Here is a 13,936-nt window from a genome sequence, read left to right as displayed (position 1 = left end):
CTTACCCGGCTTACAAATCATTATCCTTTCTCTTTGGCTTTTGCCAGCATGGCGCGAATATTCGCCACGTTCGCCTGGCCCTTGTGCATACGCTCTTCGGCCGTAATCACTTTGCGCTCCTGCTCCCAGATGAGATCGTCCTGGGGCAGTTCCAGCAGGAAACGGCTCGGCTCCGGGCGAACCAGTTCACCATACTGCCTGCGTTCTTTACACAGCGTAAAGACCAGCTCTTTCTGGGCGCGGGTGATCCCCACATAGGCCAGACGACGCTCTTCATCGACGTTATCTTCATCAATGCTGCTCTGGTGCGGTAACAAACCTTCTTCCATGCCGACCAGATAGACATACGGAAACTCCAGCCCTTTTGACGCGTGCAGGGTCATCAACTGTACCTGATCGGCCTCTTCCTCGCTCTCACCGCGCTCCATCATGTCGCGCAGCGTAAAGCGGGTAACCACCTGGGTCAGGGTCATCGGCTCGTCAATCTCCGATCCTTCCAGCATTTCAGTCATCCAGCTAAAGAGCTGGTTGACGTTTTTCATCCGCATCTCGGCTGCTTTCGGGCTGGCGGAGGTTTCATAGAGCCAGGACTCATAATCGATGCCGTGAATAAGGTCGCGCACAGCAGCGACAGGCTCGCGTTCCGCCAGGCGCTGTACTTCGCCCAGCCAGTGGGTAAAGCGGGTTAAATTATCATACCCACGTCCTGTCAGCGTCTGGCTCAGCCCCATATCAAAGCTGGCGGTGAACAGGCTTTTGTTACGCGTCATCGCCCACTCACCCAGCTTTTGCAGCGTCGCCGGGCCAATCTCGCGTTTCGGCGTATTCACGATGCGCAGAAACGCGCTGTCGTCATCCGGGTTAGTGAGCACGCGCAAATAGGCCAGCAGGTCTTTGATCTCAGGCCGTGAGAAGAACGAGGTCCCGCCCGAAATTTTGTACGGAATGCGGTTCTGCATCAGCATTTTTTCAAAAACGCGCGACTGGTGGTTGCCGCGATAGAGGATCGCGTAATCCTTGTATTCGGTTTTGTTGACGAAGTGGTGAGCGATCAGTTCGCCGGTGACGCGTTCCGCTTCATGCTCTTCATTGTTGGCGCTCAGCACTTTCAGTTCGGTGCCGTAACCCAGTTCGGAAAAGAGACGTTTTTCGAACACGTGCGGGTTATTGGCAATCAGGATATTCGCCGCCTTCAGAATGCGCCCGGAGGAGCGGTAGTTTTGCTCCAGTTTAATCACCTGCAGCGCCGGGAAATCTTTGCTCAGCAACACCAGGTTTTGTGGACGCGCGCCGCGCCAGGAGTAAATTGACTGGTCATCATCACCCACAACGGTAAAGCGGGCGCGCTGTCCTACCAGCAGCTTCACCAGTTCATACTGGCTGGTGTTGGTGTCCTGGTATTCATCCACCAGCAGGTAGCGGATTTTGTTCTGCCAGCGTTCGCGCACCTCCTCGTTACGCTGAAGCAACAGCGTCGGCAGCAGGATCAGATCGTCGAAATCCAGCACATTGCACGCTTTCATATGTGCGTCGTACAGACCATAGCAGTGGGCGAAAATCCGATCCCGTTCACCTTTGGCACTCGCCGCCGCCTGAGCTGGCGTCATCAGATCGTTTTTCCAGTTGGAGATCGTCGAGATCAGCTGTTGCAGCAGAACTTTGTCATCCTCAATCAGCCCTTCCGTCAGCTCTTTAAGCAGTGCCACCTGGTCGGTGTCATCGAAAAGCGAGAAGTTGGATTTCATCCCCAGCGCCGCGTATTCACGCTTGATGATATCCAGCCCCAGCGTGTGAAACGTGGAGATCATCAGCCCGCGCGCCTCTTTGCGCCCCAGCGTCTGACCGACACGCTCTTTCATCTCGCGCGCCGCTTTGTTAGTAAAGGTCACGGCCGCAATGTGGCGCGCCTGATACCCGCAGCCACGGATTAAATGGGCGATTTTATTGGTGATCACGCGGGTTTTACCGGAGCCAGCCCCCGCCAGCACCAGGCAAGGTCCGGTGACAAATTCGACGGCTTGTTGTTGTCCGGGGTTTAAACGCATAAATGATCACTCAATGAAAGTCAGGAGGGAGAAATAACAGCGTGGTAGTATAGCGAGCCTAATCCATACCACTCAAGGCACGATCATGGCTAAAACAGCAGCAGCACTGCATATCCTTGTTAAAGAAGAGAAACTGGCACAGGATCTTCTGGAACAGATTAAAAATGGTGCCGACTTCGGCAAGCTGGCGAAGAAGCACTCCATTTGCCCGTCTGGCAAACGCGGCGGTGATTTAGGCGAGTTCCGTCAGGGCCAGATGGTTCCGGCGTTTGATAAAGTCGTGTTTTCCTGCCCGGTGCTGGAGCCGACTGGCCCGCTGCACACACAGTTCGGTTACCACATTATCAAAGTGTTATACCGCAAGTAATAAAAAAGCCCGGTGAGTCAATGCACCGGGCTTTTTTGTCAGATGGCGCTGGCGGGTTAAATACCGTCGCCATACTCAAACGTATGGTGAATTCCGTTGAAGTGCTGATCCATATCCATTGAGGGTTTATCGCTGTCTGGCTTACCGACAATGCGCGCCGGTACGCCCGCTGCAGTTGTGTGCGGCGGCACAGGCTGTAGCACAACCGAGCCCGCACCAATTTTCGCCCCGCGTCCGACTTCGATATTACCGAGGATTTTGGCACCCGCGCCAATCATCACCCCTTCACGAATTTTCGGATGGCGATCGCCGCTGGTTTTACCCGTACCGCCCAGCGTGACCGATTGCAGAATAGAGACGTCATCTTCAATCACTGCCGTTTCACCGACGACAATGCCGGTGGCGTGGTCGAGCATGATCCCGCGGCCAATTTTTGCCGCCGGGTGAATGTCGACCTGGAAAGTGACAGAAACCTGGTTTTGCAGGAAGATAGCCAGCGCGCGGCGGCCTTCGTTCCATAGCCAGTGGCCGATGCGGTAAGCCTGAAGCGCGTGGAAGCCCTTCAGATACAGTAGCGGCGTAGAATATTTATCGACTGCCGGGTCACGCGTGCGCACAGCCTGAATATCGCAGGCGGCCGAGGCGATCATCTCCGGATCAGCGGCATAAGCCTCTTCCACCACTTCGCGAATGGCGATAGCAGGCATGATTGAGGAAGCCAGTTTGTTGGCGAGCATGTAGCTCAGGGCGCTGCCGAGATCTTCGTGCTTGAGTAGCGTCGCGTGGTAGAAACTGGCCAGCATAGGCTCACAGTCTGCCAAAGCTCGCGCTTCGGCTTTAATATTGTTCCAGACGATATCCAGTTCTTCACACGGCATTGCTTACTCCAGACGATAGTTAATGACCAGCCAGTTCTGCGCTGGCTGGGTCATTCAGGTGACGATAGTTCCCGGCTAGTTGCTGCTGCGCTCGTCCTTGCGCGCACGACCTAATAAGGTCAATGCTGCCTCGCGCGCATTTTTTCCGCAATACAATACCTGATAAATTTCCTCGGTTATTGGCATTTCGACACCGAAGCGGTGTGCCAGCTCGCGGACTTCTTTGGTATTGCGGTAGCCTTCAACCACCTGACCAATCTTCTCCTGCGCGCCTTTCACATCGCTGCCCTGTCCGAGCATCATGCCAAAGCGACGGTTACGGGACTGGTTGTCGGTACAGGTCAGCACCAGATCGCCTAAACCCGCCATTCCCATAAAGGTAGCCGGATCGGCTCCCAGCGCTTCGCCGAGACGAGACATTTCAGTGAGACCGCGGGTGATCAGCGCGGTACGTGCATTCGCGCCAAAACCAATGCCGTCAGACATCCCGGCACCAATAGCAATCACATTCTTCACCGCACCGCCCAGCTGTACACCGATGAAATCAGGGTTGCTGTAAACGCGGAAACTCTTGCCACAGTGCAGCAGATGCTGGAGATCGTCAGAGAATGCCTGATCGGTTGAGGCAAGCGAGATCGCCGTCGGCAGGCCAGCAGCCAGCTCTTTGGCGAACGTTGGTCCGGAAATCACCGCCAGCGGGATATCATCACCCAGCGCTTCGCGGGCAACGTCCTGCAGCAGGCGTCCGGTTTCCGCTTCCAACCCTTTTGTCGCCCATACAATGCGCGCATCCGGGCGCATCAGCGGCTTAATCTGACGCAGGACTTCGCCAAAGACATGGCTTGGCACCACAATCAGAATATTGCGGCTGGCCGCCAGCGCGGTTGCCAGATCGCTTTCCAGATGCAGGGAATCAGGGAACGGAACGTCCGGGAGAAACGCCACGTTGCAGCGGTCATGTTGCAACGTCGCGATATGTTTTGGATCGTGGCCCCAGAGGACCACCTCGTGACCATTTCTTGCCAGCGTGATGGCAAGAGCGGTGCCGTAAGAGCCGGCACCGATCACAGTCATTGACGCATTAACAGTGCTCATCAGGCATCCTGATGTTGTTCGGCACCTTCGCCAGCCTGCTGCTGCAGATAGTTCATGAACAGCGCATCGAAGTTAACTGGCGCAAGGTTCAGTTGCGGGAATGTACCGCGAGAAACCAGGCTGGTGATGCATTCACGCGCATACGGGAACAGGATGTTCGGGCAGTATGCACCCAGGCAATGCGCCATCTGGTTGCCTTCAATGCCGCCGATGGAGAAGATGCCACCCTGCTGCACTTCGCACAGGAATGCAGTTTCTTCGCCCAGAGAAGCGGTCACCGTTACACGCAGTACGACTTCATACACGTCATCCGCCAGTTGGGTGGATGCGGTATCCAGATCAAGTTTAACCTCTGGCTGCCAATCTTTCTGGAAAACGTGTGGTGCATTTGGCGCTTCGAAAGAGACATCCTTGGTGTAGATGCGCTGGATCTGGAAAGTCATTTCGGTGTTGTTTTGTTCTGACATGGAAAAACCCTTTTTAATTGTCCTAAAGTCTCTTAGCTCAGCAGGGGATCGAGTCCACCACGGGCGTCGAGCGCATACAAGTCATCACAGCCGCCAATGTGCTGCGCATCAATAAAAATCTGCGGAACCGTCGTGCGACCACTACGTTGGATCATCTCTTCGCGTTTGATCGCGTCACCATCGATCGGCAGTTCCTGGAACGTTACGCCTTTGCTGTTCAGCAGCGCTTTTGCGCGGTGGCAGAACGGGCAAGTTGCTTTGGTGTAGATCTCAATATTGGCCATCACTGAACTCCTTATTTTCCGCGAACTAAAGGAAGATTTTCCCCGCTCCAGCCGGAAATGCCTTCTTTCAGTATCGTTACGTTTTCAAAGCCTGCTTTATGCAGAGCGTTGGCAGATTCCTGTGCCTGCATGCCGGTACCATCAACAACGATAATCGGCTGGGCTTTATGCTTATCCAGCTCACCAATATTGTTGGCTTTGATTTCAGCAGGCAGCAGGTTGATCGCACCCGCGATATGACCTTTACGGAAATCGTCGCGCTGACGCAAATCGACGACGACGGCGTCTTCTTTGTTGATCAGACGTGTCGCTTCACCACGGGTGATCACCTTAATTTTAGACGTCAGGCCTTTAAACGTGGTGAAAAGCACAGCGGCCAGCAGGCCAATCCACGCGATGCTCAGAACCGGGTGGCGGCTAACAAATTGCATAATTTCTTGCATGGGGGGTAACAACTCCCGACTAAGTGATTAAAAAAACCAGGACAGGAGTATACCTGTGCGCTGTGGCAAATACAGCCAGCGACAATAAGCTAATCCATTTTCTGCGGCATGCCACGAAAAAAAAGCCTCAAAATCTCCTGAGAACCGCCTTGCCCCTACGCATTCTTTGATCTTCTGCGGCTATTTGATCGATTCAGCTGTAGTAAAATTACGCAAATTTTTTGTCTCTTGAGCATGAGGTTGTCGCAATGTCGGTTTCTAAAAAACCTATGGTACTGGTGATTCTGGATGGCTATGGCTATCGCGAAGACAGCCAGGATAACGCCATTTTCAACGCCAAAACTCCGGTTATGGATGCGCTGTGGGCAAAACGTCCGCACACCCTGATTGATGCGTCTGGTCTGGAAGTCGGCCTGCCGGATCGTCAGATGGGCAACTCTGAAGTCGGTCACGTGAACCTGGGCGCAGGTCGTATCGTCTATCAGGATCTGACGCGTCTGGACGTTGAAATCAAAGAACGCACCTTCTTCTCCAACCCAACGCTTGCTGGTGCGGTGGATAAAGCCGTTGCCGCAGGCAAAGCCGTTCACATCATGGGTCTGCTCTCTGCGGGCGGCGTTCACAGCCACGAAGATCACATCATGGCAATGGTTGAGCTGGCAGCAGAACGCGGTGCGGATAAAATCTATCTGCACGCGTTCCTGGATGGCCGCGATACGCCACCGCGCAGCGCAGAAGGTTCTCTGAAAGCCTTCGAAGATAAATTCGCCGCACTGGGTAAAGGCCGCGTGGCGTCCATCATTGGTCGTTACTACGCGATGGACCGCGATAACCGCTGGGACCGCGTTGAACAGGCCTATGACCTGCTGACGCTGGCAAAAGGTGAATTCCAGTTCGCGACCGCCGTTGACGCGCTGGAAGCGGCTTACGCACGTGATGAAAACGACGAATTCGTGAAAGCAACTGTAATCCGCGCTGAAGGCCAGGCTGATGCCGCTATGGAAGATGGCGATGCGCTGATCTTCATGAACTTCCGTGCCGACCGCGCGCGTGAAATCACCCGTGCGTTCGTCAACAGCGACTTCGACGGTTTCGCCCGTAAGAAAGCGATGAAACTCGACTTCATCCAGTTGACCGAATACGCCGCAGATATCAACGCGCCTTGCGCTTATCCGCCAGCGTCACTGGAAAATACCTTCGGTGAGTGGATGGCGAAGAACGACAAAACGCAGCTGCGTATCTCCGAAACCGAGAAATACGCGCACGTCACCTTCTTCTTTAACGGCGGTGTCGAAGAGCCGTTCAAAGGTGAAGAGCGCATTCTGATTAATTCTCCGAAAGTGGCTACCTACGATCTGCAGCCAGAAATGAGCTCTGCCGAGCTGACCGAAAAACTGGTTGCGGCGATCGAAAGCGGCAAATACGACACCATCATCTGTAACTACCCGAATGGCGACATGGTAGGTCATACCGGCGTGATGGAAGCCGCGGTTAAAGCGGTTGAAGCGCTGGATAACTGCGTTGAGCAGGTCGCGAAAGCGGTTGAATCCGTTGGCGGCCAGTTGCTGATCACCGCCGACCACGGTAACGCGGAACAGATGCGCGACCCGGCGACAGGTCAGGCACATACTGCCCACACCAACCTGCCTGTTCCACTGATTTATGTGGGTGATAAATCAGTGAAAGCAGTGGAAGGCGGCAAACTTTCCGACATCGCGCCAACCATGTTGACGCTGATGGGTATGCCGATCCCTGAAGAGATGACTGGTAAGCCGCTGTTCATCGTGGAATAATCGCTCCCCATGAGGGGAAAGGCGATTTTTTCAATCACATGGGTCGTGAAGCCGCTTAGGTTATCAGTCAGACCTCTGTTTTACGCCAGCGCACTCAGCGCTGGCGTATTGCTGTGCGCCGCGTCCGCCCACGCGGATGACCGCGACCAGCTTAAATCCATTCAGGCCGATATCGCCGCCAAAGAGCGCGCGGTTCGCCAGCAGCAACAGCAGCGCTCCGCACTGCTCGCTCAGCTTAAGCAGCAGGAAGAGGTGATCTCTGCCGCCGCGCGCAAACTCCGTGAAACACAAAATACCCTCGCCCAGTTGAATAAACAGATCGACGAGATGAACGCGTCGATTGCCAAACTGGAGCGCCAGCGGGATGCGCAGGAACGCAATCTTGCTGCACAGCTTGATGCCGCTTTCCGCCAGGGTGAACACACCGGGCTTCAGTTGATCCTCAGCGGTGAAGAGAGCCAGCGCGGTCAGCGTCTGCAGGCCTACTTCGGCTATCTGAACCAGGCGCGTCAGGAGACGATCGCGCAGCTGAAGCAGACGCGCGAAGAGGTCACTACGCAAAAAGCGGAGCTTGAAGAGAAACAGAGCCAGCAGCAGACATTGCTCTACGAGCAGCAGGCGCAGCAGGCGAAGCTCGAGCAGGCACGTAACGAGCGTAAGAAAACCCTTTCTGGCCTTGAATCTTCCATTCAGGAAGGTCAGAGCCAGTTGAGCGAAATGCGCGCCAACGAATCGAAACTGCGCAACAGTATTGCCCGTGCGGAAGCGGCGGCGAAAGCCCGCGCTGAAAGAGAAGCGCGTGAAGCGCAGGCCGTGCGCAATAAGCAGCAGGAAGCCTCCCGCAAAGGCACCACCTACAAGCCAACCGAGAGCGAACGTTCCCTGATGTCGCGTACTGGCGGTTTAGGCTCTCCGCGTGGTCAGGCTTACTGGCCCGTTCGCGGTTCAATTCTGCATCGCTATGGCGAACAACTGCAGGGTGAACTACGTTGGAAAGGGATAGTTATCGGTGCGTCTGAAGGTAGCGAAGTGAAAGCCATTGCCGATGGCCGCGTGATCCTGGCCGACTGGCTGCAGGGTTATGGGCTTGTGGTGGTGGTCGAACACGGTAAAGGCGATATGAGCCTCTACGGTTACAACCAGAGCGCGCTGGTCAGCGTCGGCACTCAGGTGCGCGCGGGCCAACCCATCGCCCTTGTGGGCAGCAGTGGCGGTCAGGGCCGCCCGTCACTCTATTTCGAAATTCGTCGCCAGGGTCAGGCGGTCAATCCACAGCCGTGGTTGGGAAGATAAGTTTTGCTTCAATTTCGTCGAATCGTTCTCTCCGTCGCCAGCGCACTGGCGCTGGCTGCACCGGTATACGCAGGCAAACTCGCCATTGTGATTGATGACTTCGGTTATCGTCCACACTACGAAAACCAGGTGCTGGCCATGCCGTCAGCCATTTCCGTCGCCGTCCTTCCTAATGCACCCCATGCGCGTGAAATGGCGACAAAAGCACATAATAGCGGTCATCAGGTTTTGATCCACCTGCCGATGGCACCGCTCAGCAAGCAACCGCTGGAAAAAGACACCCTGCGCCCGGATATGAGCAGCGATGAGATCGACCGTATCATCCGCGACGCTTACAACAAGGTGCCGTATGCCGTGGGGCTGAATAATCACATGGGCAGCGCGATGACCTCCAGCCTGTACGGTATGCTGAAAGTGATGCAGGCGCTGGAGCGTTATAATCTCTATTTCCTCGACAGCATGACCATCGGTAACAGCCAGGCCATGCGTGCCGCTCAGGGTACAGGCGTGAAGGTCATCAAGCGCAAGGTGTTCCTGGACGACACCCAGAACGACGCGGATATCCGCGTACAGTTCAATCGCGCCGTGCAGTTGGCCCGCCGAAATGGATCAGCCATTGCTATTGGTCACCCGCATCCTTCAACAGTGCGCGTCCTGCAACAGATGTTGCCGACCTTACCTTCCGATATCACGCTGGTCCGCCCGAGCGATCTGCTTAATGAACCGCAGGTGGATACGTCCACGCCGAACCAGGGGCAACCAGCCTCTCCTGCACCGCGCAACCCGTTCCGTGGTGTGAAGAGCTGCAAGCCGAAGCAGCCGCTTGAGCCGGTCAACGCGGCCCGTTTCTTCTCGGTGATTGGTGAGAGCGTCAGTGAAAGCACGCTGGTGAAATATGTTCAGCAGCAGTGGCAGGGCTGGGGTAAGAAAGCCTGATCGGCTGACGTTTACTCCGCCACATGAGAGTCCGAATGCTCTTTAGCAACGGACTCTTTTTTCTCCTGATGTTGATACCAGGCTTTGAAATATTTTAAGAAGCTGTATGCAGTGGCGTACAGCCCTGTCACGACACCCACTTTCCCCTGACGCCAGGCACCGCTAAACAGATACCATTTGAAAAACGCCCCGATCGCGCTTATCACACCACGTCCGATAGAGGGGCGTACAGGTTGATATTTCACCAGCCGGGTGGTGTAGCTGTTCAGCTTGTTGAAGACTTCATGGAGAGTGTAAAACGTGTCGTGACGCACCCGCCCCGGCATTTTGACGGTGCTGAGTTTGCCTTCAACTTTGTCATCTACCGGTCGGTGGTTAAACCGGGCCTGGGTACGGTTGAACAGCCGTACAGGGAAATCCGGTGAAGAGACGGGATAAATCGTGCGAACCTCTTCCCCCAACACGTGCCAGTAGCGCGCGATACGCCATGCGTGGTCCGCGGCAGGCTCCTCACCGGCTTTTAGGGCCAGAATGAAATCGACGGTTTCTGCATCCAGGATCTCATCGCTGTCCATGCAGAGCACCCAGTCATTTGCCGCCAGATCGATGGCATAGTTCATCTGCGCGCCGTGCATCGCATAAGGATGATGGTGAAGAGAAAGCCCATACTCGCGGCAGATATCAAGCGTGGCATCCGTACTGCCAGAATCCACAACCACAATTTCATCGGCCACGGTCAGTAGCGGAGGGAGCACCTCACGCAGCAAACGAGCGGAATTACAGGTCAATAAACAAACGGTGAGCTTGAACATAGGCACTGTAAACGTAAACGGATGTTCAACAAACTTTATAAGCGTGTGGGTAAAAAAGCGAAGAGAAAATCGAAATAATCTGATTGCGGATAAAAAAACGTGAAGAGGACATAAAAAAAGCGCCCGAAGGCGCTTCCTTACTTAATCCCAGCTCAGGATAACTTTTCCGGACTGCCCGGAACGCATCGCGTCGAAGCCCTGCTGGAACTCATCAATAGAGAAATGATGAGTAATGATCGGAGACAGATCCAGACCAGACTGGATCAGCGCGGCCATTTTGTACCAGGTTTCGAACATCTCACGGCCATAGATGCCTTTGATGAAGAGACCTTTAAAGATGACTTTGTTCCAGTCGATGGACATATCCGACGGTGGAATACCCAGCATCGCGATACGGCCGCCGTGATTCATGGTATCGAGCATGGTGCGGAACGCCGGTGGTGCACCGGACATCTCCAGACCCACGTCAAAGCCTTCGGTCATGCCCAGCTCTTCCATTACGTCGGTCAGGCTCTCTTTGGAGACATCCACCGCGCGGGTGACGCCCATTTTGCGCGCCAGTGACAAGCGGTATTCGTTCACGTCGGTGATCACAACGTTGCGCGCGCCCACGTGTTTCGCGACTGCCGCCGCCATAATACCGATTGGGCCTGCGCCAGAGACCAGCACGTCTTCACCTACCAGATCGAAGGAGAGCGCGGTGTGCACCGCGTTGCCGAACGGGTCGAAGATGGAGGCCAGATCGTCAGAGATATTGTCCGGAATTTTGAACGCGTTGAACGCCGGGATCACCAGATATTCCGCGAAGCAGCCCGGACGGTTTACGCCCACACCGACGGTATTGCGGCACAGGTGAGTACGTCCACCGCGGCAGTTACGGCAGTGGCCGCAGGTAATGTGGCCTTCACCGGAGACGCGGTCACCAATTTTAAAGCCTTTCACTTCCTGGCCGATCCCGACCACTTCGCCGACATATTCGTGGCCCACAACCATCGGCACAGGGATGGTTTTCTGCGACCACTGGTCCCAGTTGTAGATGTGAACGTCAGTACCACAGATGGCTGTTTTACGAATTTTGATCAGCAGATCGTTATGACCGACTTCCGGCTCCGGCACGTCGGTCATCCAAATCCCTTCTTCCGCTTTCAGTTTGGATAACGCTTTCATCACACGTCCTCAGGCAATTACGCCCAGCTGTTTGCCGATGCGGGTAAAGGCTTCCACCGCACGTTCAATTTGTTCAGGCGAGTGCGCCGCAGACATCTGGGTGCGGATACGCGCCTGACCTTTTGGCACCACCGGGAAGAAGAATCCGGTGACGTAAATCCCTTCTTTCTGCAGTTCACGGGCAAAGTTTTGCGCCACCACCGCATCACCCAGCATCACCGGAATGATCGCGTGGTCAGCACCGGCCAGGGTAAAGCCTGCTGCGCTCATTTTCTCACGGAACAGGCGGGCGTTAGACCACAGACGGTCGCGCAGCTCGCTGCCTGCTTCCACCATCTCCAGCACTTTAATGGAGGCGGCAACAATCGCCGGTGCGAGGGAGTTGGAGAACAGATACGGACGAGAGCGCTGGCGCAGCCACTCAACTACCTCTTTACGCGCGGCGGTATAGCCGCCAGACGCGCCGCCGAGCGCTTTGCCCAGCGTACCGGTGATGATGTCCACGCGGCCCATAACGTCACAGTATTCATGCGAACCACGGCCGTTTTCGCCAACGAAACCGACAGCGTGCGAGTCATCAACCATTACCAGCGCGTCGTATTTGTCTGCCAGGTCACATACGCCTTTCAGGTTGGCGATCACGCCATCCATAGAGAACACGCCGTCGGTAGCGATAAGCACGTGGCGAGCACCGGCTTCGCGCGCCTCTTTCAGGCGTGCCTCCAGCTCAACCATGTCGTTGTTGGCGTAGCGGAAACGCTTCGCTTTGCACAGACGAACGCCGTCGATGATGGAGGCGTGGTTGAGGGCGTCGGAGATAATTGCATCTTCTGCGCCAAGTAGCGTCTCAAACAGACCGCCGTTAGCGTCGAAGCAGGAGGAGTACAGAATTGCGTCTTCCATCCCAAGGAAGTTCGCCAGCTTTTGCTCAAGCTGTTTGTGGCTGTCCTGCGTCCCGCAGATAAAGCGCACGGAGGCCATACCGAAGCCGTGGGTGTCCATGCCGTTTTTCGCCGCGGCAATCAGATCAGGGTGATTCGCCAGACCTAAATAGTTGTTCGCACAAAAGTTGATCACATGGCTGCCGTCGGCAACGGTGATGTCCGCCTGCTGGGCAGACGTGATAATACGCTCTTCTTTGAACAACCCTTCCGCACGTGCGGTATCGAGGTCGCTGTTTAACTGTTTGTAAAAATCACCACGCATTGCAATTCTCCAGACTCGGCAAATTTCGGCACATATTACCCAAACCTATACTTCATGACGAGATGACACATTATCTCTTGTCGTTTTTGCAGCATAAATCACGTGTACCCCTGCTGCATATCGGTGAATGGCTGAAGGGCAGCCATACTAATGATATGATAGAAACATTAGCGTCCGGGATTGTCCCCGGACTCCACACTTCAAAGGTTACAGTTATGATCATCGTTACCGGCGGCGCGGGCTTTATCGGCAGCAATATTGTTAAGGCTCTCAATGACAAAGGCATCACCGACATTCTGGTGGTGGACAACCTGAAAGACGGCACCAAGTTCGTCAACCTGGTGGATCTGAACATTGCTGACTACATGGATAAAGAAGACTTCCTTATCCAGATTATGGCAGGTGAAGAGTTCGGCGAGATCGAAGCCATCTTCCATGAAGGTGCATGCTCCTCCACCACCGAGTGGGACGGCAAGTACATGATGGACAACAACTATCAGTACTCCAAAGAGATCCTGCACTACTGCCTGGAGCGTGAAATTCCGTTCCTGTACGCCTCTTCTGCGGCAACCTACGGCGGACGCACCTCTGACTTCATCGAATCCCGCGAATATGAGCAGCCGCTGAACGTCTACGGTTACTCCAAATTCCTGTTCGACGAGTATGTGCGTCAGATCCTGCCAGAAGCGAACTCCCAGATTGTCGGCTTCCGCTACTTCAACGTCTACGGGCCGCGCGAAGGCCACAAAGGCAGCATGGCGAGCGTAGCGTTCCACCTGAACACCCAGTTGAATAATGGCGAAAGCCCAAAACTGTTTGAAGGCAGCGACGGCTTCAAGCGTGACTTCGTTTATGTGGGCGATGTAGCCGCCGTAAACCTGTGGTTCTGGGAAAACGGCGTGTCCGGTATCTTCAACCTGGGTACGGGCCGCGCGGAATCCTTCCAGGCGGTGGCTGACGCAACGCTGGCGTACCACAAGAAAGGCAGCATCGAGTACATTCCGTTCCCGGATAAACTGAAAGGCCGCTACCAGGCGTTTACCCAGGCGGATCTGACCAACCTGCGCGCAGCGGGTTACGACAAACCGTTCAAGACCGTTGCCGAAGGCGTAACGGAATACATGGCCTGGCTGAACCGCGACGCGTAAGT

14 protein-coding genes are annotated in these 13,936 nt (G+C 55.0%); 5 read left to right on the top strand and 9 right to left on the bottom strand.

Annotated features, from left to right (window positions below):
• Positions 1–20 precede the first annotated feature (20 nt).
• Positions 21–2,045 carry a DNA helicase Rep gene (gene rep / locus ABGB15_RS00895; RefSeq protein WP_152082691.1) on the bottom strand — a complete coding sequence of 675 codons (2,025 nt, stop codon included), beginning with the start codon at positions 2,043–2,045 and terminating at the stop codon, positions 21–23.
• An 85-nt stretch (positions 2,046–2,130) separates the two neighbouring features.
• Between rep and ppiC the strand changes: the two genes are divergently transcribed.
• A complete protein-coding gene (gene ppiC / locus ABGB15_RS00890) occupies positions 2,131–2,412 on the top strand; it encodes a peptidylprolyl isomerase PpiC (protein ID WP_131635711.1) in 282 nt (93 codons plus the stop codon).
• A gap of 56 nt (positions 2,413–2,468) precedes the next feature.
• On the opposite strand, the gene cysE is transcribed toward ppiC, so the two are convergent.
• From cysE to ABGB15_RS00865, 5 genes are all read right to left on the bottom strand, one after another.
• Complete coding sequence (gene cysE, locus ABGB15_RS00885) at positions 2,469–3,290, bottom strand: serine O-acetyltransferase (protein ID WP_010426365.1); 822 nt, start codon at positions 3,288–3,290, stop codon at positions 2,469–2,471.
• Between the two features lie 75 nt (positions 3,291–3,365).
• Positions 3,366–4,385 (bottom strand): NAD(P)H-dependent glycerol-3-phosphate dehydrogenase, encoded by a 1,020-nt coding sequence (gene gpsA / locus ABGB15_RS00880; RefSeq protein ID WP_152082692.1) that lies wholly within the window; start codon positions 4,383–4,385, stop codon positions 3,366–3,368.
• On the bottom strand, positions 4,385–4,852 hold the full coding sequence (gene secB / locus ABGB15_RS00875) for a protein-export chaperone SecB (RefSeq protein ID WP_003860835.1): 468 nt from the start codon (positions 4,850–4,852) through the stop codon (positions 4,385–4,387). The genes gpsA and secB overlap by 1 nt, the downstream gene beginning before the upstream one ends.
• 32 nt (positions 4,853–4,884) lie before the next feature.
• The gene (grxC, locus tag ABGB15_RS00870) at positions 4,885–5,136 is read right to left on the bottom strand and encodes a glutaredoxin 3 (RefSeq protein WP_010426371.1); all 252 of its coding nucleotides are present in this window, start codon (positions 5,134–5,136) and stop codon (positions 4,885–4,887) included.
• Positions 5,137–5,147: 11 nt separating this feature from the next.
• Entirely contained in the window at positions 5,148–5,579 is a 432-nt protein-coding gene (locus ABGB15_RS00865) for a rhodanese-like domain-containing protein (RefSeq protein ID WP_152082694.1), read from the bottom strand.
• A gap of 248 nt (positions 5,580–5,827) precedes the next feature.
• Here ABGB15_RS00865 and gpmM point away from each other — a divergent pair, with 248 nt between their 5' ends.
• From gpmM to ABGB15_RS00850, 3 genes are read left to right on the top strand one after another with little or no spacing between them, the layout of a single operon-like run.
• Positions 5,828–7,372: a 2,3-bisphosphoglycerate-independent phosphoglycerate mutase gene (gpmM, locus tag ABGB15_RS00860; protein ID WP_215723061.1), complete on the top strand. Its 1,545-nt coding sequence runs from the start codon at positions 5,828–5,830 to the stop codon at positions 7,370–7,372.
• Positions 7,373–7,405: 33 nt separating this feature from the next.
• A complete protein-coding gene (gene envC, locus ABGB15_RS00855; RefSeq protein ID WP_313326958.1) occupies positions 7,406–8,665 on the top strand; it encodes a murein hydrolase activator EnvC in 1,260 nt (419 codons plus the stop codon).
• A 3-nt stretch (positions 8,666–8,668) separates the two neighbouring features.
• A complete protein-coding gene (locus ABGB15_RS00850) occupies positions 8,669–9,601 on the top strand; it encodes a divergent polysaccharide deacetylase family protein (protein ID WP_152082697.1) in 933 nt (310 codons plus the stop codon).
• Positions 9,602–9,612: 11 nt separating this feature from the next.
• Here the strand turns inward: ABGB15_RS00850 and ABGB15_RS00845 are convergent, their stop codons facing one another.
• From ABGB15_RS00845 to kbl, 3 genes are all read right to left on the bottom strand, one after another.
• A complete protein-coding gene (locus ABGB15_RS00845) occupies positions 9,613–10,413 on the bottom strand; it encodes a glycosyltransferase family 2 protein (protein WP_152082698.1) in 801 nt (266 codons plus the stop codon).
• 141 nt (positions 10,414–10,554) lie between these two features.
• A complete protein-coding gene (gene tdh, locus ABGB15_RS00840; RefSeq protein ID WP_152082699.1) occupies positions 10,555–11,580 on the bottom strand; it encodes an L-threonine 3-dehydrogenase in 1,026 nt (341 codons plus the stop codon).
• 9 nt (positions 11,581–11,589) lie between these two features.
• Entirely contained in the window at positions 11,590–12,786 is a 1,197-nt protein-coding gene (kbl, locus tag ABGB15_RS00835) for a glycine C-acetyltransferase (RefSeq protein WP_152082700.1), read from the bottom strand.
• A gap of 215 nt (positions 12,787–13,001) precedes the next feature.
• On the opposite strand from kbl, the gene rfaD reads away from it, so the two are divergent.
• Positions 13,002–13,934: an ADP-glyceromanno-heptose 6-epimerase gene (gene rfaD / locus ABGB15_RS00830; protein ID WP_126545702.1), complete on the top strand. Its 933-nt coding sequence runs from the start codon at positions 13,002–13,004 to the stop codon at positions 13,932–13,934.
• The last annotated feature ends 2 nt before the right edge of the window (positions 13,935–13,936 follow it).

It is taken from the genome of Enterobacter sp. MALB-1 (assembly GCF_041021625.1).
GTDB lineage: Bacteria > Pseudomonadota > Gammaproteobacteria > Enterobacterales > Enterobacteriaceae > Enterobacter > Enterobacter oligotrophicus.
The sequence above is the reverse complement of the archived record's forward strand: the minus strand, read 5'-3'. Positions and strand labels throughout refer to the sequence as shown.